This is a genomic window from Methylopila capsulata (assembly GCF_016907975.1).
GTDB lineage: Bacteria > Pseudomonadota > Alphaproteobacteria > Rhizobiales > Methylopilaceae > Methylopila > Methylopila capsulata.
Window position 1 is genome coordinate 855290 of the sequence record NZ_JAFBCY010000002.1, and the last position, 21837, is coordinate 877126.

At 71.7% G+C, this 21837-nt stretch carries 22 protein-coding genes; 12 read left to right on the top strand and 10 right to left on the bottom strand.

From position 1 onward, the window contains the following. Positions 1-72: 72 nt before the first annotated feature. The 3 genes from lysA to argH all read right to left on the bottom strand — a co-directional run bounded on the left by lysA (position 73) and on the right by argH (position 3112). Positions 73-1344: a diaminopimelate decarboxylase gene (lysA, locus tag JOD31_RS09705; protein ID WP_204950119.1), complete on the bottom strand. Its 1272-nt coding sequence runs from the start codon at positions 1342-1344 to the stop codon at positions 73-75. A 34-nt stretch (positions 1345-1378) separates the two neighbouring features. Further along, positions 1379-1576: an LPS translocon maturation chaperone LptM gene (gene lptM, locus JOD31_RS09710; protein ID WP_204950120.1), complete on the bottom strand. Its 198-nt coding sequence runs from the start codon at positions 1574-1576 to the stop codon at positions 1379-1381. A 117-nt stretch (positions 1577-1693) separates the two neighbouring features. Then, the gene (argH, locus tag JOD31_RS09715) at positions 1694-3112 is read right to left on the bottom strand and encodes an argininosuccinate lyase (protein ID WP_204950121.1); all 1419 of its coding nucleotides are present in this window, start codon (positions 3110-3112) and stop codon (positions 1694-1696) included. 72 nt (positions 3113-3184) lie between these two features. Here argH and tlpA point away from each other — a divergent pair, with 72 nt between their 5' ends. Beyond that, positions 3185-3832 carry a thiol:disulfide interchange protein TlpA gene (gene tlpA / locus JOD31_RS09720; RefSeq protein ID WP_204950122.1) on the top strand — a complete coding sequence of 216 codons (648 nt, stop codon included), beginning with the start codon at positions 3185-3187 and terminating at the stop codon, positions 3830-3832. Between the two features lie 51 nt (positions 3833-3883). Here the strand turns inward: tlpA and JOD31_RS09725 are convergent, their stop codons facing one another. The 3 genes from JOD31_RS09725 to JOD31_RS09735 form a co-directional block, all read right to left on the bottom strand. Continuing rightward, positions 3884-4378 carry a hypothetical protein gene (locus tag JOD31_RS09725; protein WP_204950123.1) on the bottom strand — a complete coding sequence of 165 codons (495 nt, stop codon included), beginning with the start codon at positions 4376-4378 and terminating at the stop codon, positions 3884-3886. Between the two features lie 68 nt (positions 4379-4446). Further along, positions 4447-5070, bottom strand: a complete 624-nt coding sequence (locus tag JOD31_RS09730; protein ID WP_204950124.1) for a 2-hydroxychromene-2-carboxylate isomerase — start codon at positions 5068-5070, stop codon at positions 4447-4449. Positions 5071-5119: 49 nt separating this feature from the next. Then, positions 5120-7021 (bottom strand): sigma-54-dependent Fis family transcriptional regulator, encoded by a 1902-nt coding sequence (locus JOD31_RS09735; protein WP_204950125.1) that lies wholly within the window; start codon positions 7019-7021, stop codon positions 5120-5122. Between the two features lie 259 nt (positions 7022-7280). Between JOD31_RS09735 and adh the strand changes: the two genes are divergently transcribed. Next, on the top strand, positions 7281-8801 hold the full coding sequence (adh, locus tag JOD31_RS09740) for an aldehyde dehydrogenase (protein WP_204950126.1): 1521 nt from the start codon (positions 7281-7283) through the stop codon (positions 8799-8801). Positions 8802-8868: 67 nt separating this feature from the next. Here the strand turns inward: adh and JOD31_RS09745 are convergent, their stop codons facing one another. Beyond that, positions 8869-9780, bottom strand: a complete 912-nt coding sequence (locus JOD31_RS09745; protein ID WP_204950127.1) for a LysR family transcriptional regulator — start codon at positions 9778-9780, stop codon at positions 8869-8871. Between the two features lie 98 nt (positions 9781-9878). Here JOD31_RS09745 and JOD31_RS09750 point away from each other — a divergent pair, with 98 nt between their 5' ends. From JOD31_RS09750 to JOD31_RS09795, 10 genes are all read left to right on the top strand, one after another. After that, a complete protein-coding gene (locus JOD31_RS09750) occupies positions 9879-10871 on the top strand; it encodes an aldo/keto reductase (protein ID WP_204950128.1) in 993 nt (330 codons plus the stop codon). A 206-nt stretch (positions 10872-11077) separates the two neighbouring features. Continuing rightward, positions 11078-11467, top strand: coding sequence for a DUF779 domain-containing protein (locus JOD31_RS09755; protein ID WP_204950129.1), 390 nt, complete (start codon positions 11078-11080; stop codon positions 11465-11467). A 92-nt stretch (positions 11468-11559) separates the two neighbouring features. Continuing rightward, the gene (locus JOD31_RS09760; RefSeq protein WP_204950130.1) at positions 11560-12354 is read left to right on the top strand and encodes an SDR family NAD(P)-dependent oxidoreductase; all 795 of its coding nucleotides are present in this window, start codon (positions 11560-11562) and stop codon (positions 12352-12354) included. A gap of 84 nt (positions 12355-12438) precedes the next feature. Next, on the top strand, positions 12439-13065 hold the full coding sequence (locus JOD31_RS09765; RefSeq protein WP_204950131.1) for a malonic semialdehyde reductase: 627 nt from the start codon (positions 12439-12441) through the stop codon (positions 13063-13065). A gap of 13 nt (positions 13066-13078) precedes the next feature. Then, a complete protein-coding gene (tsaB, locus tag JOD31_RS09770) occupies positions 13079-13759 on the top strand; it encodes a tRNA (adenosine(37)-N6)-threonylcarbamoyltransferase complex dimerization subunit type 1 TsaB (protein ID WP_204950132.1) in 681 nt (226 codons plus the stop codon). 7 nt (positions 13760-13766) lie between these two features. Further along, positions 13767-14267 (top strand): GNAT family N-acetyltransferase, encoded by a 501-nt coding sequence (locus JOD31_RS09775; RefSeq protein WP_204950133.1) that lies wholly within the window; start codon positions 13767-13769, stop codon positions 14265-14267. 132 nt (positions 14268-14399) lie between these two features. Next, positions 14400-14780, top strand: coding sequence for a Fur family transcriptional regulator (locus tag JOD31_RS09780; protein WP_246482462.1), 381 nt, complete (start codon positions 14400-14402; stop codon positions 14778-14780). A gap of 2 nt (positions 14781-14782) precedes the next feature. Further along, positions 14783-15649 carry a lyso-ornithine lipid O-acyltransferase gene (gene olsA / locus JOD31_RS09785; RefSeq protein WP_204950135.1) on the top strand — a complete coding sequence of 289 codons (867 nt, stop codon included), beginning with the start codon at positions 14783-14785 and terminating at the stop codon, positions 15647-15649. A 4-nt stretch (positions 15650-15653) separates the two neighbouring features. Beyond that, entirely contained in the window at positions 15654-16361 is a 708-nt protein-coding gene (locus tag JOD31_RS09790) for a sulfate transporter family protein (protein ID WP_204950136.1), read from the top strand. Between the two features lie 643 nt (positions 16362-17004). Beyond that, positions 17005-18747, top strand: coding sequence for a transglycosylase domain-containing protein (locus tag JOD31_RS09795; protein ID WP_428980907.1), 1743 nt, complete (start codon positions 17005-17007; stop codon positions 18745-18747). A gap of 31 nt (positions 18748-18778) precedes the next feature. On the opposite strand, the gene JOD31_RS09800 is transcribed toward JOD31_RS09795, so the two are convergent. The 3 genes from JOD31_RS09800 to purH form a co-directional block, all read right to left on the bottom strand. Then, positions 18779-19099, bottom strand: a complete 321-nt coding sequence (locus JOD31_RS09800) for a heavy metal-binding domain-containing protein (protein ID WP_020187374.1) — start codon at positions 19097-19099, stop codon at positions 18779-18781. A gap of 122 nt (positions 19100-19221) precedes the next feature. Beyond that, positions 19222-19995, bottom strand: coding sequence for an SGNH/GDSL hydrolase family protein (locus JOD31_RS09805; RefSeq protein WP_204950138.1), 774 nt, complete (start codon positions 19993-19995; stop codon positions 19222-19224). A 156-nt stretch (positions 19996-20151) separates the two neighbouring features. After that, a complete protein-coding gene (purH, locus tag JOD31_RS09810; protein ID WP_204950139.1) occupies positions 20152-21738 on the bottom strand; it encodes a bifunctional phosphoribosylaminoimidazolecarboxamide formyltransferase/IMP cyclohydrolase in 1587 nt (528 codons plus the stop codon). Between the last annotated feature and the right edge of the window lie 99 nt (positions 21739-21837).

The following is a 21837-nucleotide window of genomic DNA, read 5'->3' on the forward strand; positions in this document are numbered from 1 at the left end:
CCGGAGACTAGCACGGCCTACGCACGACGCTACCCTGCGGACCGCAGCGCGCGTCACGCCGCCGTGAGGCGGTCAGCCTTCGAGCCACTCCGGCACGCGATCCAGCGCGATCAGCTCCTCGACCGAGGGCCGCGGGCGGACGACCGCGTAGGCCGCGCCGTTCACCAGCACCTCCGGCACGAGCGGCCGCGAATTGTAGGTGGAGGCCTGCACCGCGCCGTAGGCGCCGGCGGACATGATCGCGAGCAGGTCCCCCGCTTCAGGCCGCGCCATGTCGCGGCCGAGCGCCATGTAGTCGCCGGTCTCGCACACCGGCCCCACGACGTCGGCCTTCACGCGGGGCGCGTCCGGATCGGGCCGCACGACCGGCCAGATCTCGTGATGGGCGTCGTAGAGCGTGGGACGGATCAGGTCGTTCATGCCGGCGTCGACGATCACGAAGGGCTTCGCCGCGCCGTCCTTCACGTAGATCACGCGGGTCAGCAGCACGCCGGCGTTGCCGACGATCAGCCGGCCGGGCTCGAAGATCAGCTTGGCGTCGAGGCCGTCGGTCAGACGCTTCACCACGCCGGCGTAGGCGTCGGGGTGCGGCGGCGGCTCGTTGTCGTCGCGGTAGGGGATGCCGAGCCCGCCGCCGAGGTCGACGTGGTCGATGCTGTGGCCGTCGGCGCGCAGCTCGCCGACGAAGGCCACCAGCCGCGAGATCGCGCTGTCGAAGGGGTCGAGCGCGGTGATCTGGCTGCCGATGTGCATGTCGACGCCGGCGACCGCGATCCCCGGAAGCCGGGCCGCCTCCGCGTAGACCCGCCGGGCGTCGGCGATCGGGACGCCGAACTTGGTCTCCGAGGAGCCGGTCGAGATCTTGGCGTGGCTCTTGGCGTCCACGTCGGGGTTCACCCGCAGCGCGATATGGGCGGTCGCGCTCTTCTGCACGGCGACCTGCGACAGCAGCCGCAGCTCCGGTTCGCTCTCGACGTTGAAGGCGAGAATCCTGGCGTCGAGCGCCGCCGAAAGCTCCTCGGCGGTCTTTCCGACGCCCGAGAAGGTGATGCGGTCGCCGGGCACGCCCGCCGCGAGCGCGCGGGCGAGCTCCCCGCCCGAGACCACGTCCATGCCGACGCCGAGGCGGGCGAGCGTCGCCAGCACCGCCTGGTTCGAGTTCGCCTTGAGCGCGTAGCAGACGAGATGGTCGACGCCCTCGAACGCAGCCGAGAACACCCGGACGTGCCGCGTCAGCGTGGCCGTCGAGTAGACGTAGGTCGGCGTTCCGACCTCCGCGGCGATGCGGGCGAGCGGCACGTCCTCCGCATGGAGGGCGCCCTCGGCGTAAGCGAAATGATGCATTGCGTCCGTCCGGGGGCCGTTCAGGCCGCGCTTGTCAGTTCAGCAGGCCGTCGAGCACGAAGGGCCGCGACGGCTTGACGATCTTCTTCTCGGTCGTGCCGTCCGGTTTGGTGACCGTGGTCTTCGGCGCGTCCGGCGGCGGCTCGAGCGGGCCCTTGCGCCCGCAGCCGCCGAGCGCGACGGCGGCGACGAGCAGGGCCAGGGCGGCGGCGGAGCGGAGCGGGCTCGTCACGGGGCGGCTTCCTCGAAAGCGGCGATCGGGCGGAAAACCCTTAGAGACGGTTTGCCGCCCGCGCGCAACTGGCGGCGCGGCGAGCGCAGTCGACCGGCGCGGCCGGCCGTCCGCCGCTCACCCCTCCTCGGCCGGCGTCTCCAGCTTGGCGATCTCCTTGCGGAGGATGCGCCGCCAGCGGCCGGCCTGCTCGCGCACGTTGTCGGGGGCCGCGCCGCCGTAGCTGGTGCGGCTCTTCACCGAGTTCCGGACGCCAAGAACCTCGAACACTTCCTCGGTGATGCGCGGCTCCACCGCCTGCATCTCTTCGATCGGAAGCTTCTCGAGCGGCGTGTCCGTCTCGGAGGCCTTGGCGACGATGCGGCCGGTGACGTGATGGGCCTCGCGGAACGGCATGCCGACGACCCGGACGAGCCAGTCCGCCAGATCGGTCGCGGTGGAGTAGCCCGAGCCCGCCGCGCGGCGCATGGCGGCCGGGTCCGGCGTCATGTCGGCCACCATGCCCGCGGTCGCGGCGACGCAGAGGTCCAGGGTGTCGAGCGCGTCGAACAGCCCCTCCTTGTCCTCCTGCATGTCCTTGGAATAAGCGAGCGGCAGGCCCTTCATCACGGTCAGCATCGCGACCAGCGCGCCGGTCACCCGGCCCGACTTGCCCCGGACCAGCTCGGCCGCGTCGGGGTTGCGCTTCTGCGGCATGATCGACGAGCCGGTCGAGAACCGGTCCGAGAGCTTGATGAAGCCGAACTGCGGCGTCGACCACAGCACGAGCTCCTCCGCGAAGCGCGAGAGATGCCCGGCGCAGATCGCCGCGATCGACAGCGTCTCGAGCACGAAGTCGCGGTCGGACACGGAATCGATCGAGTTCGCGGTCGGCCGGTCGAACCCGAGACCGCGCGCGGTCATGGTGCGGTCGATCGGGAACGAGGTGCCGGCGAGCGCCGCGGCGCCGAGCGGGCACTCGTTCATGCGCTTGCGGGCGTCGGTCACGCGGCTGCGGTCGCGGCCGATCATCTCGACATAGGCCAGCAGGTGGTGGCCGAAGGTGACCGGCTGCGCGCTCTGGAGATGGGTGAAGCCCGGCATCACGGTCGCCGAGTGCTCGATCGCCTTGTCGACCAGCGCGGTCTGCAGCTGCGCGAGGCTGAGGTCGAGCGCGTCCAGCGCGTCGCGCACGAACAGCCGGAAATCGGTCGCCACCTGGTCGTTGCGGGAGCGCGCGGTGTGCAGCCGCCCGGCCGCCGGGCCGACGATCTCCGCCAGCCGGCTCTCGATGTTCATGTGAATGTCTTCGAGGGCTCGCGAGAAGGTGAAGTTCCCCGCCTCGATCTCGGCCTGCACCTCGGTCAGACCCTTGAAGATCGCGGCCGCGTCCTCGCGCGCCACGATGCCGGTGGCGGCGAGCATCGCCACATGGACCTTGGAGGCGCGGATGTCCTGGGCGTAGAAGCGGCGGTCGAAATCGATCGAGGCGTTGATGGCCTCGAGAACCGCGTCCGGCGCGTCGGCGAACCGTCCGCCCCACATCGAGTTGCTCATCGCGATCAGATCCCTTGCCGCCGCTCTTCGACATCATGCGGAGACGGCGCACCGAAACGAAGGCGAGACGCCATGTCCGACCCCGCGGGCCGCCCGCGCTTTTCCGCTGTCCGCCTCGTGGCGCTCGCGCTCGTCGCCGGCGCCGCTCTAGGCGCGCTCGCCCTATACGGGATCGCCGCGCAGGACAAGGCCGAAGCCGCCTGCGCCGCCTCGCCCGCGGCGCTGAAGGCCATGAAGGCGGCGGCCGTCGGCGAAATGGCGGCGGTCGTCACCCCCGACGCGCCCCGCCCGCTGCCGCCGCTCGTCTTCCAGGACGCGGCGGGCGCGAACGGTGGGCTCGACCAGTACCGGGGCAAGGTCGTGGTGCTGAACCTCTGGGCCACCTGGTGCGCGCCCTGCCGCAAGGAGATGCCGGCGCTCGACGCCTTGGCGCGAGAGCGCGGCGGCGCGGATTTCGCGGTCGTGCCCGTCTCGCTCGATCTCGGAAGCGCCGACAAGCCCAAGGCCTTCCTCAACGAGATTGGCGTCACGAGCCTTCCGTTCCACGCCGACCCGTCGAACAAGCTGTTCCGCGACCTCCGCGCGGTCGGCCGCGGGGCCGGGCTGCCAACGACGCTGATCCTCGACAAGGCGGGCTGCGAGATCGGCTACCTGCCGGGCCCCGCCGAATGGGCGAGCCCCGACGCGCTCAAGCTGATCGACGCCGCGCTGGGGCGGTGAGGGCCGCCAACGGGTGACGCGCCGTCGGAAAGCAGCGCGAATGCGCTCGGCTCAGAGCCGCTGCTGATCCGGCTCCGGGGCGGGATCGCGCGCGAGGCCTTCCGCGAAGCGCTGCATCCGCTTCATCGCGCGCTCAAAGAACCCGGCGATCTTGTCGATCTCCTCGTCGGTCGGCAGCCGCAGGGTCTGGTCGTCACGGGCCAGCGGGCCGTCCTTTGCGGAGGGCTGCGGCGGCAGACCGTCCTCGAGCCGCTTCACCTTGGCCTCGAGTTCGGCCACGCGCGCCTCGAGCCGGGCCTCATGGCCGCCGGATCCGAGCGCCTTCTCCTCTTTGGTCGGCCGGCAGGCGTAGCCGTCGCCGGCGGTCGCGCAGAAGGCGGTCGCGCCGGTCTCGCGGTCGAGCCTGAGGAAGCCCCCGTCCGCGGGGGTCAAGGCGTAGCGGTCGACGCGGGGCGTGTCGGCTCCGGCGGGGCCGGCGCCGAGCCCGGCGACGACGCACAGCGCCGAGACGAGGGTCGCGGCGGCGATGGCGGACAGAGTGCGCATGGGTCAGGCCTCCTCGTCGCGTCTCGACCTCAGTTGAGCGCGCGGAGCGTGGCGGAACCGAGGCCGGTTCAGAAGTCCGGCGCGTAAGCGGCGCGGCCGCTCGCGAGCGCCGCGTCGAGCATGTCGAGCCGGTCCTGGCCCCAGAACACCTCGCCGTCGAGCACATAGGCGGGCGACCCGAACACGCCCGCGTCGGTCGCCTTGGCGCGGTTGACGGCGTAGGCCGCGGCGGTCTCAGGACGGGCGGCCTCGGCCATCACGGCGTCGGCGTCGAAGCCCTGCTCGGAGAGCACGTCCGCGATCGTCTCGCGGGAGGCGAGGTCGCGCTCCTCCTCCCAGACGCCGCGCATGGCGGCCCCGAGATAGGCCGCGGGATCTTCGTCCCGGGCGATCAGCGCGAGCGCGGCGGCGTCGGCCAGCGTCGCGTCGAACGGCCAGTGCTTCGGGCGCAGGTGGATCGGACGGCCGCGCGCCTCCGCCCAGCGCTGCAACTCCACGAAGCGGTAGCGCTGGCGCTGGATGGCGCGCTGGGCGAGCGGGAGGCCGCCGGTCTCGGAGAACAGCCCCGGCAGATGCACCGGCCGCCAGATCGGCGTGAGCCCATGCTTCGCCGCGATCTCCAGGAACGGCGCGTGGCCGAGATGCGCCCAGGGCGACAGCACGGACAGATAGACGTCGAGTGAGCGGGGCATGGTGAACTCCAGGGTACAGGATGGTTACGCGGACGCGATGCGCCGCGCGTCAGCCGTCGAGCCGGCGACGGCGCGGACCGCCCGGCACGGCGCGGCGGTAGAGCGTGCTGCGGCTGACCCCGAGCCGGCGCGCGGCCTCGGCCACATTGCCGTCGGCGGCCTCGATCGCCGCGCGCATGGCCGCGCGGGCGAGGCCCTCGAGCCCCTCCGGCGGGACGGCCGCCACAGGGGCAGGCGTCACGTCGCGGATCGCGGCCGGCAGCAGCTCGGGACCGATCCGCTCGCCCGGCTCCGACAGCGCCGCCATCGCCCGCATGGCGCCCACCGCCTCGCGATGGTTGCCCGGCCACGCGTAGGCGGCGAGGCGGGCGAGCGTCGCCGGCGCGAGCGTCCGCCCGCCCTGCGCAATGTTTCCCCACAGCGCGGCGAGGGCGCCGGCCCGGTCCGACAGGGCGCGGAAGGCCGGCAGCGCGAAGCCGTACTGGGCGATGCGGTAGTAGAGGTCGGGCCGGAAGTCGCCGGCCTCGGTCATGGCCTTGAGGTCGCGGTGCGTGGCGGAGACGAGCCGCACGTCGATCGCGTGCGGCTTCGCGCCGCCCAGCGGCGTCACCGTGCGCTCCTGCACCGCGCGGAGCAGCCGGGCCTGCAGAGCGAGCGGCATGTCGCCGATCTCGTCCAGGAACAGCACGCCGCCGTCCGCCTCGCGCATCAGGCCCTTGGAGCCCGCGCGCCGGGCGCCGGTGAAGGCGCCCTCCTCGTAGCCGAACAGCTCGGCCTCGATCAGGCCCTCCGGCAGCGCCGCGCAATTCACCGCCACGAACGGCTTGTCGGCGCGCCGGCTGAGCCGGTGGACCTCGCGGGCGAACACCTCCTTGCCCGCGCCGGTTTCGCCCTGGATCAGCACCGGAACGTCGCCGTCGACGAGACGGGCCGCGCGGGCGAGGTCGCGCTCGGTCTGCGCGTCAAACACGGGGCCCGCCGCCCGGCGGGGCTGAGGCGCGGAGACGGGATGAGGCGCAGGAGCGGGCGGAGCCTTCGGCCCGCCGCCGGGCGTTACCGTCGGCGGGCGGCGCAGCCGGGCGTGGAGGTCGCGGCCGTCGCGGCTGCGGAGCAGGCTGCGCTCGCCCTCGCCCTTCGGTCCCCCGTCGAACAGGTCGCCGAAGGAGCGAGCGCCGAGCGCGTTCCAGTCCAGCCCCATCAGCGTCAGGCCGTGGCGGTTGGCGGCGACGAGGCGCGAGCCCTCGAACACCAGAACGCCCTCCTGCGCGACGCCGAGCCGCTCCGGGTCGGAATGCAGGCGGATGACCTCGGCCTTCGGGAAGGCCTCGGCGAACATGCGGTGCTCAATCTGGTCGACGCAGGAGCGCACCAGCGTCAGCGCGCGGTCGTGCGGCAGCGCCGCCTGGCCGGTGAGGTCGAGCGCGCCGACCAGCGCGCCGTAGGGGTCGAGGATCGGCGCCGCGGCGCAGCTGAGGATGCGGTGCGGCTCGAAATAATGCTCCGGCCCGCGCACCTGGACGGCGCGACGCTCCACCAGCGCCGCCCCGATCGCGTTGGTGCCGGCGGACGCCTCGCTCCAGGGCACGCCGGGGCGCAGCGCCACGTTCGCGGCCTTTCCGGCGAAGCCCGGGTCGCCCAGCGCGTCCAGCACGAAGCCCGCGCCGTCGGTGAGGATGACGATGCCGCCGCTCTCCGCCGCTTCGCGGGTCAGGCTTTCGAGTTCGGGACGCGACAGCCGGATCAGCCGCTCGTTGCGCTCCTTCAGCTCGCGCAGCTCGCTGGCGAGGCCGGGCTCCAGCCGGGGGCGCTCGTGGCTGTCGAAACCGCGGGCCGCGCAGCGCTGCCACGAGCGCAGGATCGCGCCTGGAACGAGGCCGGTCGGCGCGGCGCCGAGGTCGAAGAAGTCATGGCGCGCCTGGATCACGTCGGCGCGCGACGGGTCTTGCCGCATGGCGTCCGTCCCTGTGCTGACGTCGCACGCTGCGACAGCTGTCGCACCGGCGGCGCTTCTTTTGGCGACACTGTTTCACGGCGGTCGGCCGTCCGTCCACCTCGTCGAAGGTCGGCGCCGACGACCTGACGGCCATTCGCCCTGAGACCACAGCGCCCTCCGCGGCGCGCGCGGCCGTCAGAGCACCCGCACAACGGCGCTTGGCACGGCTGATGCCATAGGGGCGGCAGGCACAACGATGTCTCGGGAGGACATAACGATGAACAAGCCGGAACGCATGGAAGCCTTCACCAAGGCTCCGTTCAAGGAACGCTACGACAACTTCATCGGCGGCCGCTTCGTGGCCCCGGTCGGCGGCCGCTATTTCGAGAACACCAGCCCGATCAACGGCCAGAAGATCTGCGAGATCGCCCGCTCGCAGAAGGAAGACGTGGAGCTGGCGCTCGACGCCGCCCACAAGGCCAAGGACGCCTGGGGCCGCACCTCGGTCGCCGAGCGCGCGGCGATGCTGCTCAAGATCGCCGACGTGATGGAGGACAACCTCGAGCTGATCGCGACCGCCGAGACCTGGGACAACGGCAAGCCGATCCGCGAGACCATGGCGGCGGACATTCCGCTCGCGATCGACCACTGGCGCTATTTCGCCGGCTGCGTCCGCGCGCAGGAAGGCGCGCTGTCCGAGATCGACCACGACACGGTCGCCTACCACTTCCACGAGCCGCTCGGCGTCGTCGGCCAGATCATCCCCTGGAACTTCCCGATCCTGATGGCGGTGTGGAAGCTCGCGCCCGCGCTCGCCGCCGGCAACTGCGTCGTGCTGAAGCCGGCCGAGCAGACCCCGGCCTCGATCATGGTGCTGATGGAGCTGATCGGCGACATCCTGCCCGAGGGCGTGCTGAACGTCGTCAACGGCTTCGGCCTCGAGGCCGGCAAACCGCTGGCCTCCTCGAACCGGATCGCGAAGATCGCCTTCACCGGCGAGACCACGACCGGCCGCCTGATCATGCAGTACGCCAGCCAGAACCTGATCCCGGTGACGCTGGAGCTCGGCGGCAAATCGCCGAACGTGTTCTTCGCCGACGTGGTGGCGGAAGACGACGACTTCTTCGACAAGGCGATCGAAGGCTTCGTGATGTTCGCGCTCAATCAGGGCGAGGTCTGCACCTGCCCGAGCCGCGCGCTCATCCAGGAGTCGATCTACGACCGCTTTATCGAGAAGGCGATCAAGCGCGTCGAGGCGATCAAGCTCGGATCGCCGCTCGATCCCTCCACCATGGTCGGCGCCCAGGCCTCCTCGGAACAGCTCGAGAAGATCCTGAGCTACATCGACATCGGCAAGCAGGAGGGCGCGGAAGTGCTCGCCGGCGGCGGCCGCAACGAGCTCGAGGGCGAGTTCGCCGGCGGCTACTACGTCAAGCCGACGGTGTTCAAGGGCCATAACAAGATGCGGATCTTCCAGGAGGAGATCTTCGGCCCCGTGCTCTCGGTCGCGACCTTCAAGGACGACGAGGACGCGATGTCCCAGGCCAACGACACGCTCTACGGCCTCGGCGCCGGCGTGTGGACCCGCGACGGCACCCGCGCCTACCGTTTCGGCCGCGGCATCCAGGCCGGCCGCGTCTGGACCAACTGCTACCACGCCTACCCCGCCCACGCGGCCTTCGGCGGCTACAAGCAGTCCGGCATCGGTCGCGAGACCCACAAGATGATGCTCGACCACTACCAGCAGACCAAGAACATGCTGGTCAGCTACTCCGCGAAGAAGCTCGGGTTCTTCTGAGAGCGGCGAGCGATCAAAACTGCGAAGGGCGGCCTCCAGGCCGCCCTTTTGCGTTCAAGGCGGCCGTTCAGTCGGAGGCCGTTCGCCCTTCCGCGCGGACGAAGTCCACGAAAGCCCTGAGCGGGGCCGGCATGTGGCGGCGGCTCTGGTAGTAGAGCATGGGACCGGAGAACTCCTGCCACCAGTCATCGAGCACCGGGACCAGCGCGCCGGTCGCGAGATCGGCCGCCAGCGCCTCCCCGAAGTGGCCGATGATCCCGAGCCCGGCGACCGCCGCCGCGATCTGCATCTCGAAGGTCGAGGCGGTGAGCGGCCCTTCGGGCGGCACCCGGATGATCTCCCCGTCGCGCTCGAACTCCCAGATGGCGAGCGCCTTGCTGCCGAGGAAGCGGTGGCCGATCCGCGCGTGCCGCAGCAGATCATTGGGATGCGCCGGGGCCCCGCGCTCCGCGATGTAGGACGGCGCGGCCGCCAGCACGAAGCGTTGCCGGCGCGGTCCGATCGGCGTCGCGATCATGTCGAGCGCCAGACGCTCCTCGTAGCGGATGCCGGCGTCGCAGCCCTCCGCCAGCACGTCGATGAAGCTGTCCTGCGCCGTCACGTCCATCCGCACGCCGGGATGACGCTTCAGGAACGCCGTGGCGATCGGCGGCAGCACATGCCGCGCCACGAAGGTCGGCACGTTGAGGCGCAGCGTGCCCGTCGGCCGACCGGAATCGCCCGACACGGCGTCGAGCGCGGCCGCGAGTTCGGCGAGCGCCGGACGCGCCCGATCGACCAGTCGCGCGCCGGCCTCGGTCAGCGCGACGCTGCGCGTGGTGCGGTTGAGCAGACGGGCGCCGAGCGCCTCCTCGAGCCGCCTGACGGCCTCGCTCAGGGCGGAGGCCGAGTCGGTGCGCCGCTGGGCTGCGGCGCGGAAGCCGCCCGCCTCCGTCACGGCGAGCAGGCGAGCGACGTCGTTGAGGTCGATCTGGCTCATTGTCTGCTTTCCCGCACGGTCCGTACGATGAGGGCGGGATTATCGCACAGCCTGAACTGGGCCACATCGCCCTTGAGCGACCAACCCAGGAGGTTTCGATGACGACTCGCACGCTTGGACGCACTGGACCGGAGACCTCGGCCCTCGGCCTCGGCTGCATGGGCATGTCGGGCGCCTATGGGCCGTCCGACCGGGCCGAGGCGATCGCCACGATCCACGCCGCGCTCGACGCCGGCGTGACGCTGCTTGACACCAGCGACTTCTACGGCATGGGCCACAACGAGCTGCTGATCGCGGAAGCGCTGAAGGGCCGGCCGCGCGACAGCTACCAATTGAGCGTCAAGTTCGGCGCCTTGCGTGGTCCCGACGGGGGCTGGCTCGGCTTCGACGGCCGACCGGAGGCGGTGAAGACCTTCCTCGCCTACTCCCTGCAGCGGCTCGGCGTGGACCACATCGACGTCTACCGCCCCGCCCGGCTCGACCCCAGGGTTCCGATCGAGGACACGGTGGGCGCGATCGCCGACATGGTGAAGACGGGCTACGTCAGCCACATCGGGCTCTCCGAGATCGGGGCCGAGACCCTGCGGCGGGCTGCGGCGACCCATCCGATCGTCGACCTCCAGATCGAATACTCGCTGATCTCGCGCGGACCGGAGGACAAGGTGCTGCCCGCGGCCCGCGAGCTCGGCGTCGCGATCACGGCCTACGGCGTGCTGTCACGCGGGCTTATCGGCGGGCGTTACGACCCCTCGAACATCGCGGCCGGCGATTTCCGCGCGATGAGCCCGCGCTTCCAGCACGGCAACGTCGAGACCAACCTGAAACTCGTGGAGGCGCTCCGCGCGATCGCCGAAGCGAAGGGCGCGAGCGTCGCGCAGATCGCGATCGCCTGGGTCCTGGCGCAGGGCGCGGACATCGTGCCGGTGATCGGCGCGCGCAGCCCGAACCGGCTCGCCGAGGCGCTCGGCGCGATCGACCTCGCGCTGACGCCCGACGACCTGGCGGCGATCGAGCGCGCCGTCCCGAAGGGCGCGGCGGCCGGCGAGCGCTACGCCGCCGCGCAGATGGCCCATCTCGACAGCGAGCGCTAGAAACTCATCGTTTTAGACGGAACTGCCGTCCCGAAGGCTCGCCGTCCCCGAGCCGCGCTCTCTCCCCTCCCCCTTGCGGGGAGTGGGACAAGGGCCGGCGCGCGATCAGGCTCCAAGTCCCGCGCCGACCGCCGAACGGACCATTCGGCCGGGCCTTCGCCGCAGCGGGGACCCGGCCTATGTTCGTGGGCGGAGGAGTCCGACCCATGACCCAGAACGTTCCGACCCGCGTCGTCGCCACCGAGCGCGCGCTCGATCTCATCCGGACGCTTCAGGCCGAGCACGGCGACGTGCTGTTCCACCAGTCCGGCGGCTGCTGCGACGGCTCCTCGCCCATGTGCTACGGCGTCGGCGACTACATCCTGTCCGACGACGACGTGAAGCTCGGCGAGGTCGGCGGCGCCGGGTTCCACATGAGCCCGTCGCAGTTCGAGTACTGGCGGCACACGGCGCTGACGCTGGACGTCGTGCCCGGACGCGGCGGCATGTTCAGCCTCGAGAACGGCCGCGAGGTCCGCTTCCACATCCGCTCGCGCATCTTCTCCGACGCCGAGGTGAAGGCGCTGGAGGAGGCCGAGGCGAAAGCCGCGGCCTGAGCGAACGCCGCAAGCGGCGCGGGACGCCCGCTGTTCGCGGCGCGCCCGCTCCCTAGCTGTCTCCCCAAACCCGCCTTGCGAGGAGACAGCCCATGAAGATCGATCTCACGTCCAAGACCGCCGTCGTCACCGGCTCCACCGCCGGCATCGGCCACGCCATCGCCAGGGGCCTCGCCGAGGCCGGCGCGACCGTGGTCGTGAACGGCCGCAAGCCGGAGGCGGTCGACGCGGCCGTCGAGGCCATCCGCGCCGCCGTTCCCGGCGCCGACCTGCGCGGCGTGGCCGCCGATCTCGGGACGGCGGAGGGCGCGAAGGCTCTGGTCGCGGCGGTCCCGGCGCCCGACATCCTCGTCAACAACGTCGGGATCTTCGGGCCGCAGGACTTCTTCGAGATCCCGGACGAGGAGTGGACCCGCTTCTTCGAGGTCAACGTCATGTCGGGCGTCAGGCTCTCCCGCGCCTACGCCGAGGGTATGGCGGAGCGCGGCTGGGGGCGCATCGTGTTCCTGTCCTCGGAGTCCGGCCTCAACATCCCGGCCGACATGATCCACTACGGCTTCACCAAGACCGCCGCGCTGTCGATCTCCCGCGGCCTCGCCAAGCGCCTCGCGGGCACGGGCGTCACGGTCAACGCGGTGCTGCCCGGCCCGACGCTGTCGGAGGGCGTCGCCGAGATGCTGAAGGACGAGGTCGCGAAGACCGGCCACACGCTGGAGGAGGCGGGGGCCGCCTTCGTGAAGGCCAACCGGCCGACCTCGATCATCCAGCGCGCGGCGACGGTCGAGGAGGTCGCGAACATGGTGGTCTACGCCTGTTCCAAGCAGGCCTCGGCGACCACCGGCGCCGCGCTGCGCGTGGACGGCGGCGTGGTCGACACCATCGCCTGAGGGTTGCGAGCCCGCTGCGGCGGATCGCTGGCGCGGCGGCGCGCGGCTGCTAAAAGGGCGGATCGGAACGGCGCTGCGTCGTTCATGCTCGCTCAGGAGACCGCGCACGTGACAGGCCCGCACCGCGCACCCATCGACGACGCCGCGCTCGACGCGCTGTTCCGCGGCGCGCGGACGCACAATTCGTTCAAGCCCGAGCCGGTCTCGGAGACGACCCTGCGCGCGCTGTTCGAGCTCGTGAAGATGGGCCCGACCAGCGCGAACGGCCTGCCCGGCCGCTTCGTGTTCGTGACCTCGCCCGAGGCCAAGGCGAAGCTTGTACCGGCGCTGTCGTCGACCAACCGCGACAAGACCGCCGCGGCCCCGGTCACGGTGATCGTCGCCTACGACCTGCGCTGGATCGACCAACTGCCGCGCTTCTTCCCGCACACCAACGCCAAGGCCTGGTTCGAGGGCAACGACGCCGCGATCGAAGGCGGCGCCCAGCTCAATGGAAGCCTGATGGGCGGCTACCTCATCCTGGCGGCGCGCGCGCTCGGGCTCGACACCGGCCCGATGGGCGGGTTCGACCGCAAGGCCGTCGACGAGGCCTTCTTCGCCGGCACCACCTGGCGCTCGAACTTCCTCGTCAACCTCGGCTACGGCGACGGGCAGAACATGTTCGACCGCCTGCCGCGGCCGGAGTTCGACGAGTTCTGCAAGATCGTCTGATCGGCCTCCTCCCATGCGCGTGCTCGCCATCGACACGGCCCTCGGCGCCGCCTCCGTCGCGATCGTCGAGACCGACGACGACGCGGCGCCGGCGCACGTCGTCTCGGTCGCGATGGCGCGCGGCCACGCCGAGGCGCTGATGCCCCAGACCCGCGACGCTCTTGCTGCGGCCGGCGGGCTTTCGACGGTGGAGCGCATCGCCGTCACCGTCGGCCCGGGCAGCTTCACGGGCCTGCGCGTGGGGCTCGCCGCAGCGCGCGCCCTCGCGCTGGCGAGCGGCGTCCCAATCGTCGGCGTCACGACGCTGGCGGCGCTCGCCGCGCCCCAGCTCGCAGCCGACGACGGCCTGCCCGTGGCGGCCGCCGTCGACGCGCGCCACGGCCGCGTGTTCTTCCAGGCGTTCGATCCCGACGCTGCGCCGCTCGGGCCGGCGGGCCTTCTGTCGGCGGCGGACGCCGCGCTGGCGCTTGGCGACGGCCCGGCGCTGGTGGTCGGGTCCGGCGCGGATCTCGTGATCGACGCCTCGGTGAGCGGCCTGCTGCGAAAGGCGGAGGGTCCGCACGACGCGCCGGACCCGATCTGGCTCGCGCGGCTCGGCGCCGCGTGCGATCCTCAGTCCTCTCCGCCCCGGCCGCTTTATCTGAAGGCCGCCGACGCCCACCCGCAGGAGGGCGGCCGCATTCCGCGCCGCTGACGTCGCGATGTACTGGCTGTGGTTCTGGAACGCCTGGGCCTCGGGTCTGAGACGCTGGGCGATCGAACCGGCGGACGCCGGGCACGCGGACGATCTCGCCGCGATTCACGCCGCCTGCTTCGCGCGCGGCTGGAGCATCGACGAGATGGAGCAGCTGCTGCGCGACCGGTCGGTCCGGGCCTGCGCGCTCTACCCCGAGGGCCGCTCGCGGCCGGTGGGCTTCGCCGCCTCGCGCATCGCGCTCGATGAGGCGGAGGTCCTGTCGATCGCCGTGCTCGAGCGCAGCCGCGGCGGCGGGGGCGGCCATGCGCTGCTCGCCCGCCATCTGGGCCGACTCGCGGGCGAAGGCGTGCGGCGCGTGGTGCTCGAGGTGGACGAGGACAACGCAGCCGCGCTCGCGCTCTACGCCCGCTTCGGCTTCGCCGAGGTGGGGCGGCGGAAGGCCTATTACCGCCGCGCCGACGGGACGCGGGGCGCCGCAAGAATCCTCGCGCTCGACATGACGTGACGTCGGCGTCGTTTACGGCGGACCGCGCGACTTTTATAAGCCTCTCGACGAGTCGCACCGCCTCATGAGGAGCGCCGGGATTTGAGCGTCCTCAAGCCAGACGCCATCGAGAGCCTCTGCGCCGCCAAAGGCATGCGCATGACCGAGCAGCGCCGGACGATCGCGCGCGTCGTGGCGGAGGCCGACGACCACCCGGACGTCGAGGAGCTCTACCGCCGCGCTTCGGACGTCGACCCCCGCATTTCGATCTCGACGGTGTACCGCACCGTGAAGCTGTTCGAGGACGCGGGCATCATCGCCAAGGTCGATTTCCGCGACGGCCGCTCGCGCTACGAGCCGATCCCGGACGAGCACCACGACCATCTCATTGACCTGCGCTCCGGCAAGGTGATCGAATTCCGCGACGAGGAGATCGAGCGCCTGCAGGCGGAGATCGCCAAGCGGCTCGGCTACAAGCTCGTCGACCACAGGCTAGAGCTCTACGCCGTTCCGCTCGACGACCGGGAGGATTGAGCTTGGGGCTGGACGCGAAGGCCCTCCGAGCCGCCGCGACGGTGGCGGCGCTCGCGCCCGTGATCGCGATCGGCATTCCGCTGCAGACGCTCATCCTGAAGTTCCGGCTCGGCGACCCGGCGCGCATTCCCGTGCTGTTCCACCGCTACGCCCTGCGCGCGATCGGCGTCACCACCCATGTCGTGGGCGCGCCGGCGAAGGCGCGGCCCCTGCTGATGACGTCGAACCACAGCTCCTGGCTCGACATCCTCGTGCTGGGCGCCATCACGCCGGTCTCTTTCGTGGCCAAATCCGAGATCGCGTCCTGGCCGGTCTTCGGCTCGCTGGCGCGGCTGCAGCGCTCGATCTTCGTCGACCGCGCCCGCCGCACCGCGACCTCCGCCGTCAGCCGGGAGATGGCGGAGCGCATGCAGGCCGGCGACGCCGTCGTGCTGTTCGCCGAAGGCACCTCCAGCGACGGCAACCGGGTGCTTCCGTTCCGCTCCGCGCTGCTCGGCGCGGCCCAGCAGGCGATCGGCGGCGAGGGGGCGGGCGCGGTCTATGTGCAGCCGGTGTCGATCGCCTACGTCAAGCGGAACGGCCTGCCCCTCGGCCTCAGGACGCGGTCCGAGATCGCGTGGTACGGCGACATCGACTTCGTGCCGCACCTCTGGGCGGTGCTGAGGAACGGCGCCATCGACGTCACGGTCGCCTTCGGGACGCCCGTCCGGGTCGACGCCTCGGCCAACCGCAAGACGCTCACGCGCGAGCTCGAACAGCAGGTCCGCCGCATGACGGCGTCCGCGCTGCGCGGCGGGGTCCGCCCGGCCGCGATCCCGTCCGACGCGGCCGGGGGCCTTCCGGCGCCCGCGCCGGCGCTCGAGGGCTGACGCGATGATCGAGGCGGCTATGCTCTCCGCGCGGCAGATGTTCACGCCGCCGTTCCGCGCCGTGCTGCTGAAGTCGCTGGGCCTCACCGCCCTGGCGCTGGTCGTCGGCTGGATCGGGCTGCAGGCGCTGGCCGATCACCTGATCACGCTCGAAAACCAGACGCTGACGGTAGTCGCCCGCGTCGTCGCCGGGCTCGGCACGGCCTTCGGCATGCTGTTCCTGGTGGTCCCGGTCACCGCGCTGGTCGCCGGCCTGTTCCTGGACGACGTCGCCGAGGTGGTGGAGCGCGAGCACTACCCCAACGATCCGCCCGGCGTCGCGACGCCGCTGGCGCGCGGGCTGTGGCTGTCCATCCGATTCGGCCTGCTGGTGCTCGGCCTGAACCTCGCCATGCTCGTCCTGCTGCTGCTGCCGGGGGTGAACGTGGCGGCCTGGCTGGTCGTCAACGCCTATCTGCTCAGCCGCGAATACTTCTCGCTCGCCGCCATGCGGTTCCGCAGCGAGGGGGAGGCGACCGCGTTGCGCAGGCGCCACAGGCTTAGAGTCTTCTCAGGCGGCCTGGTGGTGGCGGCGCTGGCGCTGGTGCCCTTCGCGAACCTGCTGACCCCGCTGTTTGCAACGTCCTTTTTCGTCCACCTGCACAAGCGGGTCGCCGCGCGGGACGCGAAACGCTTGGGAACCGAGGAGTCGCGGCCGCGTTTGGGGCCCTAACGGTCCCTAAACCCGCCGCATTCAAAGTCCACCCCGGTGGACATGGGACGGCGCGTGACGGCGCTGCGGCGTGGATTCGTGACGAGGCGGGACAGGGATGGCGTTCGGACGGCGCTCGGAGAAGGACGAACGGCGGGAACCGCGGTTCGACGGGCGCGCCGGCGGCGGAGCCTTCGACCTCAGGCTGACGCCCGACGACCGGCCGACCGGCGACGGACGGGGCGATCCGTTCAAGGAGCCGCGCCTGGACGAGCCGCGCGGCGACGGCCGGCGGGAGCCCCGGTTCGACGCGGGCGCGTCGGAGCCGGAACGCCCGGAGCGCGAAAAACTTTCTTATTGGGCCTGGGTCATGGGGCGTAAGGCGCCGAAGCGCCGCCGCGAGGGCGGCGGAGGACGGGGCGGCCGCCCGCGGCGGAGCCTGCTCGGCCGTCTGGTCTCGCTCGTCGTGGTGCTCGGCCTGTTCGGGGCCGTCGGCGTCGGGGGCGTGATCGCCTATTACGCCTCGGGCCTGCCCTCGATCGACAAGCTCGAGATCCCGAAGCGGCCGCCGAACGTCGTCATCGCCGGCGCCGACGGCAAGCCGCTCGCGAACCGCGGGGAGACCGGCGGCGCCCAGGTGCCGCTGTCCGAGATTCCGCCCTTCGTGCCGCAGGCCTTCATCGCGATCGAGGACCGACGGTTCTACGACCACTGGGGCGTCGACTTCATCGGCCTCGCGCGCGCCATGAAGACCAACCTCGAGCACGGCACCATGGTGCAGGGCGGCTCGACGCTGACGCAGCAGCTCGCCAAGAACCTGTTCCTGACGCCGGAGCGCTCGCTGGAGCGCAAGGTCCAGGAGGCGGTGCTGGCCTTCTGGCTCGAACGCAAGTTCGGCAAGAAGAAGATCCTCGAGATGTATCTCAACCGCGTCTACTTCGGCGCGGGCGCCTATGGCGTCGAGGCGGCGGCGCAGCGCTACTTCGGCAAGTCGATCCGCGCCGTGAACATCTCCGAGGCCTCGATCCTGGCGGGCCTGGTGAAGGCGCCGTCGCGGCTCGCCCCCACCCGCGACCCGGACGCCGCCCGCGCCCGCGCCGACCTCGTGCTCGCCTCCATGGCGGACGAGGGCTACATCTCCCGCGATCTCGCCAACCGCGCGTTCCGCGTCTCGCCGCCCTCGCCCGCGCCCAAGCCCGAGGGCGCGATCGGCTATGTCGCGGACTGGGTGATGGACCAGCTCGACGGCCTCGTCGGCGTCTACGACGAGGACCTGACGGTCCAGACCACCATCGACCCCAAGCTCGAGGCCGAGGCCGAGAAGGACCTGTCGGAGGCGATCGCCAAGAAGGGGCCGGCGCTGAAGGTGAGCCAGGGCGCGCTGGTCGCGCTCGCGCCCGACGGCGCGGTCAAGGCGCTGGTCGGGGGCAAGTCCTACGCGGACAGCCAGTTCAACCGCGCGGTCGCCGCCAAGCGCCAGCCCGGTTCGTCGTTCAAGCCCTTCGTCTACCTCACCGGGCTCGAGCTCGGCCTGACGCCGGACGCCGTCAGGGTGGACGAACCGATCCGGTTGAAGGGCTGGAACCCGGAGAACTACTCGCGCCGCTACAACGGCCCGATGACGCTGACGACCGCGCTCTCGCGCTCGATCAACACGGTCGCCGTGCGGCTCGGCGTCGAGGTCGGCCCCGAGAACGTGGTGCTCACCGCCCAGCGGCTCGGCATCAGCTCCGAACTCGCCGCGAACCCATCGGTCGCGCTCGGCACCTCCGAGGTCACGCCGATCGAGCTCGCCGGCGCCTACGCGCCCTTCGCCAACGGCGGCATGCTGGCGAGGCCCTACGTCGTCACCCGCGTCACCTCCTCCAACGGCGAGGTGCTGTACAATCGTCGGGCGGAGCCTCCGAAGGAGGTCGTCGACATCGACCGCGTCGGCATGATGAACGCCATGCTGACCGAGACGATCCGCTCCGGCACCGCCCGCAGCGCCTCGTTCCGCGACTGGCCTGCGGCGGGCAAGACCGGCACCAGCCAGGATTTCCGCGACGCCTGGTTCGTGGGCTACACCTCGCACCTCGTCACCGCCGTCTGGCTCGGCAACGACGACAACTCCGTCACCAAGAAGGCCTCGGGCGGCGGACTGCCGGTCGAGATCTGGAGCCGCTTCATGGCGCGCGCCCATGACGGCGTCGCGGTCGCGGCGCTGCCGGGCGACTGGAACGCCCATGTGGCCGGCTACCAGGAGCCGGGCGACGTCTACCAGACCGGCCCCGGCGGCGGCGACGGCGGCGACATGCCCGACGGCCAGTGGGTCGACGAGAGCCCGCGTCAGCGCCCTCGCGGCGGCGACGGCGGCCCGCTGCGCGAGCCTCTCGGCTTCCTGAAACGGCTGTTCGGCGGCGGATGACGCGGACTGCGGGGCGCGGCCCCCGCGCGCGCTACGCCAGCGTGACGGCGGTGCCGGTGGCCGACACCATCAGCATCGAGCCCTTGTCGCCCACGGTCTCGTAATCGAGGTCGACGCCGATGACGGCGTTGCCGCCGCGGGCGTGAGCCTCCGCCGTCATCTCCTCCAGCGCGATGTCGCGGGCGCGCTTGAGCTCCTTCTCATAGGCGCCCGAGCGGCCGCCGACGATGTCGCGCACCGCCGCGAACAGATCCCGAAAGATGTTCGCCCCAAGAATGGCCTCGCCGGTGACGAGGCCGTGGTAGGCCACGATGCGACGGCCTTCGACGGTCGGGGTGGTGGTGACGAGCATGGACGCGGTCTCCTCGGGCGGATGGCGCGGGAGACATGGGGGTTTTCAGCCCCCGCGGAAAGACGCCGGCCGCCGAAAGGGGCCCGCCCGCGCGTCCGTTCGGTTCAGGCCCGCTCTCGGCCTCAGGTCCGTTTGGCGACGTCGGCGACGGCGGGCGTGGGCGCGAGCTTGCGGCCGAGCGTCTCCGCGAGGAAGGCGCCGACGCAGGCGTGGCCGATGTCGTTCATGTGCAGCCGGTCGGCCGAGAGCATGTCGGTCGCGCCCGACTTCGCAAGCGCGCGCATGGCGGCGTAGCGGTGGACGACCGGCGCGCCGGTCTTGGCGGCGAGCGCCTCGAGCGCGCCGAGGTAGGGGCCATAGGCCGCCTCGTCCTGGGGCACGTACTGCGGATCGAGCAGCGCGACGTCGACGCCGGCCCTGGCGATGCGGGCGAGTCCGCGTTCGGTGACCTGCTGGAAGGTCGCGAGGTCGATCCGGCGGGCCGCATCGTTGGTTCCGATCTGCCAGACGACGAGGTCGGGCTTCGCCGCCGCGATCTCCCTGTCGAGCCGCGCCTCGGCGCCGAGCGCCGTCTCGCCGCCGACGCCGCGGGCGACCACCTCCACCTCGACGCCGGGCAGGCGCTCTTCCAGCTCGGTTTCGAGGCGCTTGGTGTAGGCCTTCTCCGGCGTGGTCGCGCCGACGCCCGCGGTCGAGGACGATCCCACGACCAGCACCGTCAGCTCGTCGTCCTGCCGGACGTTCGCGGTGGCGCGGTCCAGCTTGCCGGCCAGGCCGAGGTAGGCGTCGGCGACGCGGCAGGGGCCGCGCAGGGCTTCGGCGTGAGCCGAACCAGCGACGAGAGCAAGGACGCCGGCAAGCGCGGCGGAGCGGACGACGGGACGGAGCGACGTCATGCGGTCAAGGCCTCATGGGGGCGGAGACGATGCGGTCGAGTGGGAGAGAGGTAATTTACTCCTGCACCCGCCTTTAGCATGCGTCTTTCGTCGGAGTCAGCTCCGCACGAACCCCTATGCCTGAACTCGACGTGAACGCCGTCGTCTTGGCGCGGCTCAGTGGCGGAAGTGTCGCACCCCGGTGAACACCATGGCGAGTCCCGCCTCGTCCGCCCGGGCGATCACCTCGGCGTCGCGCATCGAGCCGCCCGGCTGGATGACGGCGGTCGCGCCCGCCTCGATCGCGGCGTCGAGCCCGTCCGCGAAGGGGAAGAACGCGTCGGAGGCCACCACCGCGCCGCGGGTCAGCGGCTCGCGCGCGCCCGCCGCCTCGGCCGAGTCCACGGCCTTGCGGGCGGCGATGCGGGCGCTGTCGACGCGGCTCATCTGGCCGGCCCCGACGCCGACCGTCGCCCCGCCCCGGGCGTAGACGATGGCGTTCGACTTCACGTGCTTCGCCACCCGGAAGGCGAAGCGCAGGTCGGCGAGCTCGGCCTCGGTCGGCGCCCGCCTGGTCACGACCTTGAGCTCGAGGTCGTCGACCACGGCGTTGTCGCGGTCCTGCGCCAGGAAGCCGCCGGCGATGGTCTTCACGCTGAGGCCCTTCGTCCGCGGGTCCGGCAGGGTTCCGGCGACCAGCAGGCGCAGGTTCTTCTTGGCCGCGACGATGGCCTTGGCCTCGTCGGTGGCGTCGGGGGCGATGATGACTTCTGTGAAGATCTTGACGATCTCCGCCGCGGCCTCGGCGTCGAGCGTGCGGTTCAGCGCCACGATGCCGCCGAAGGCCGAAACCGGGTCGCAGGCGAGCGCGGCGAGGTAGGCGTCCTTCAGGCTCGCGCCCTCCGCCACGCCGCAGGGGTTGGCGTGCTTGACGATGACGCAGGCGGCGGTCCGCGCCGGGTCGAACTCGCCGGCGAGCTCATAGGCCGCGTCGGTGTCGTTGAGGTTGTTGTAGCTGAGCTCCTTGCCCTGGAGCTGGACCGCCGTCGCGACGCCGGGGCGGCTCTCCGCCGTGCGGTAGAAGGCCGCCTGCTGGTGCGGGTTCTCGCCGTAGCGCAGCCCCTGCGCCAGCGTTCCGCCGAGCGCCCGGAAGGCCGGCGTGGTTTCGCCCGCCTGGCCGGAAAGCCAGGTCCCGATCGCCGCGTCATAGGCCGCGGTGCGCGAAAACGCCTTGGCCGCGAGGCGCTTGCGCAGGGACAGCGAGGTCGCCCTGCCGTTGGCCGCCATGTCGTCGAGCACCGCGCCGTAGTCCGCGACGTCGACCACAACCGCCACATGGGCGTGGTTCTTCGAAGCCCCGCGGATCATCGCCGGCCCGCCGACGTCGATGTTCTCGACCATGTCGTCGTAGTCCGCCTGGCGCGCGAGCGCCTCCTCGAACGGATAGAGGTTCACCACCAGCAGGTCGATCGGGAGAATGGCGTGCTCCGCCATCGAGGCCTCGTGGCCCGCGTCGCCGCGGATAGCGAGGAGGCCGCCGTGGACCTTGGGGTGCAAGGTCTTCACCCGGCCGTCCATCATTTCGGGAAAACCGGTGAGGTCCGACACGTCCTGAACGGGAAGCCCCGCCTCGGCGATCGCCTTCGCGGTCCCGCCCGTGGACACCAGCGCGACGCCGCGCTCGACGAGGGCGCGGGCGAAGTCGAGCAGGCCGGTCTTGTCGGAGACCGACAGCAGCGCGCGGGCGACGGGACGTTCGGACATGGGGCTTGGCCTTGGACGGTGCGGACGTCCGGGCGGGTAGCACTTTTCAGGCCGCGCGAGAACCGCGGCGCCCCCAGCGTCCGGAAGATGGGGACGACG

Bases quoted from the DNA above. Each gene is read 5' to 3' on its own strand.
- lysA (WP_204950119.1), bottom strand. From the start codon at position 1,344: ATGCATCATTTCGCTTACGCCGAGGGCGCCCTCCATGCGGAGGACGTG.
- JOD31_RS09760 (WP_204950130.1), top strand. From the start codon at position 11,560: ATGAAGATCGATCTCACGTCCAAGACCGCCGTCGTCACCGGCTCCACC.
- JOD31_RS09745 (WP_204950127.1), bottom strand. From the start codon at position 9,780: ATGAGCCAGATCGACCTCAACGACGTCGCTCGCCTGCTCGCCGTGACG.
- JOD31_RS09765 (WP_204950131.1), top strand. From the start codon at position 12,439: ATGCTCGCTCAGGAGACCGCGCACGTGACAGGCCCGCACCGCGCACCC.
- JOD31_RS09805 (WP_204950138.1), bottom strand. From the start codon at position 19,995: ATGACGTCGCTCCGTCCCGTCGTCCGCTCCGCCGCGCTTGCCGGCGTC.
- JOD31_RS09775 (WP_204950133.1), top strand. From the start codon at position 13,767: ATGTACTGGCTGTGGTTCTGGAACGCCTGGGCCTCGGGTCTGAGACGC.
- tlpA (WP_204950122.1), top strand. From the start codon at position 3,185: ATGTCCGACCCCGCGGGCCGCCCGCGCTTTTCCGCTGTCCGCCTCGTG.
- JOD31_RS09725 (WP_204950123.1), bottom strand. From the start codon at position 4,378: ATGCGCACTCTGTCCGCCATCGCCGCCGCGACCCTCGTCTCGGCGCTG.
- JOD31_RS09800 (WP_020187374.1), bottom strand. From the start codon at position 19,099: ATGCTCGTCACCACCACCCCGACCGTCGAAGGCCGTCGCATCGTGGCC.
- JOD31_RS09750 (WP_204950128.1), top strand. From the start codon at position 9,879: ATGACGACTCGCACGCTTGGACGCACTGGACCGGAGACCTCGGCCCTC.
- argH (WP_204950121.1), bottom strand. From the start codon at position 3,112: ATGAGCAACTCGATGTGGGGCGGACGGTTCGCCGACGCGCCGGACGCG.
- purH (WP_204950139.1), bottom strand. From the start codon at position 21,738: ATGTCCGAACGTCCCGTCGCCCGCGCGCTGCTGTCGGTCTCCGACAAG.
- JOD31_RS09730 (WP_204950124.1), bottom strand. From the start codon at position 5,070: ATGCCCCGCTCACTCGACGTCTATCTGTCCGTGCTGTCGCCCTGGGCG.
- JOD31_RS09735 (WP_204950125.1), bottom strand. From the start codon at position 7,021: ATGCGGCAAGACCCGTCGCGCGCCGACGTGATCCAGGCGCGCCATGAC.
- adh (WP_204950126.1), top strand. From the start codon at position 7,281: ATGAACAAGCCGGAACGCATGGAAGCCTTCACCAAGGCTCCGTTCAAG.
- JOD31_RS09780 (WP_246482462.1), top strand. From the start codon at position 14,400: ATGCGCATGACCGAGCAGCGCCGGACGATCGCGCGCGTCGTGGCGGAG.
- tsaB (WP_204950132.1), top strand. From the start codon at position 13,079: ATGCGCGTGCTCGCCATCGACACGGCCCTCGGCGCCGCCTCCGTCGCG.
- JOD31_RS09755 (WP_204950129.1), top strand. From the start codon at position 11,078: ATGACCCAGAACGTTCCGACCCGCGTCGTCGCCACCGAGCGCGCGCTC.
- JOD31_RS09790 (WP_204950136.1), top strand. From the start codon at position 15,654: ATGATCGAGGCGGCTATGCTCTCCGCGCGGCAGATGTTCACGCCGCCG.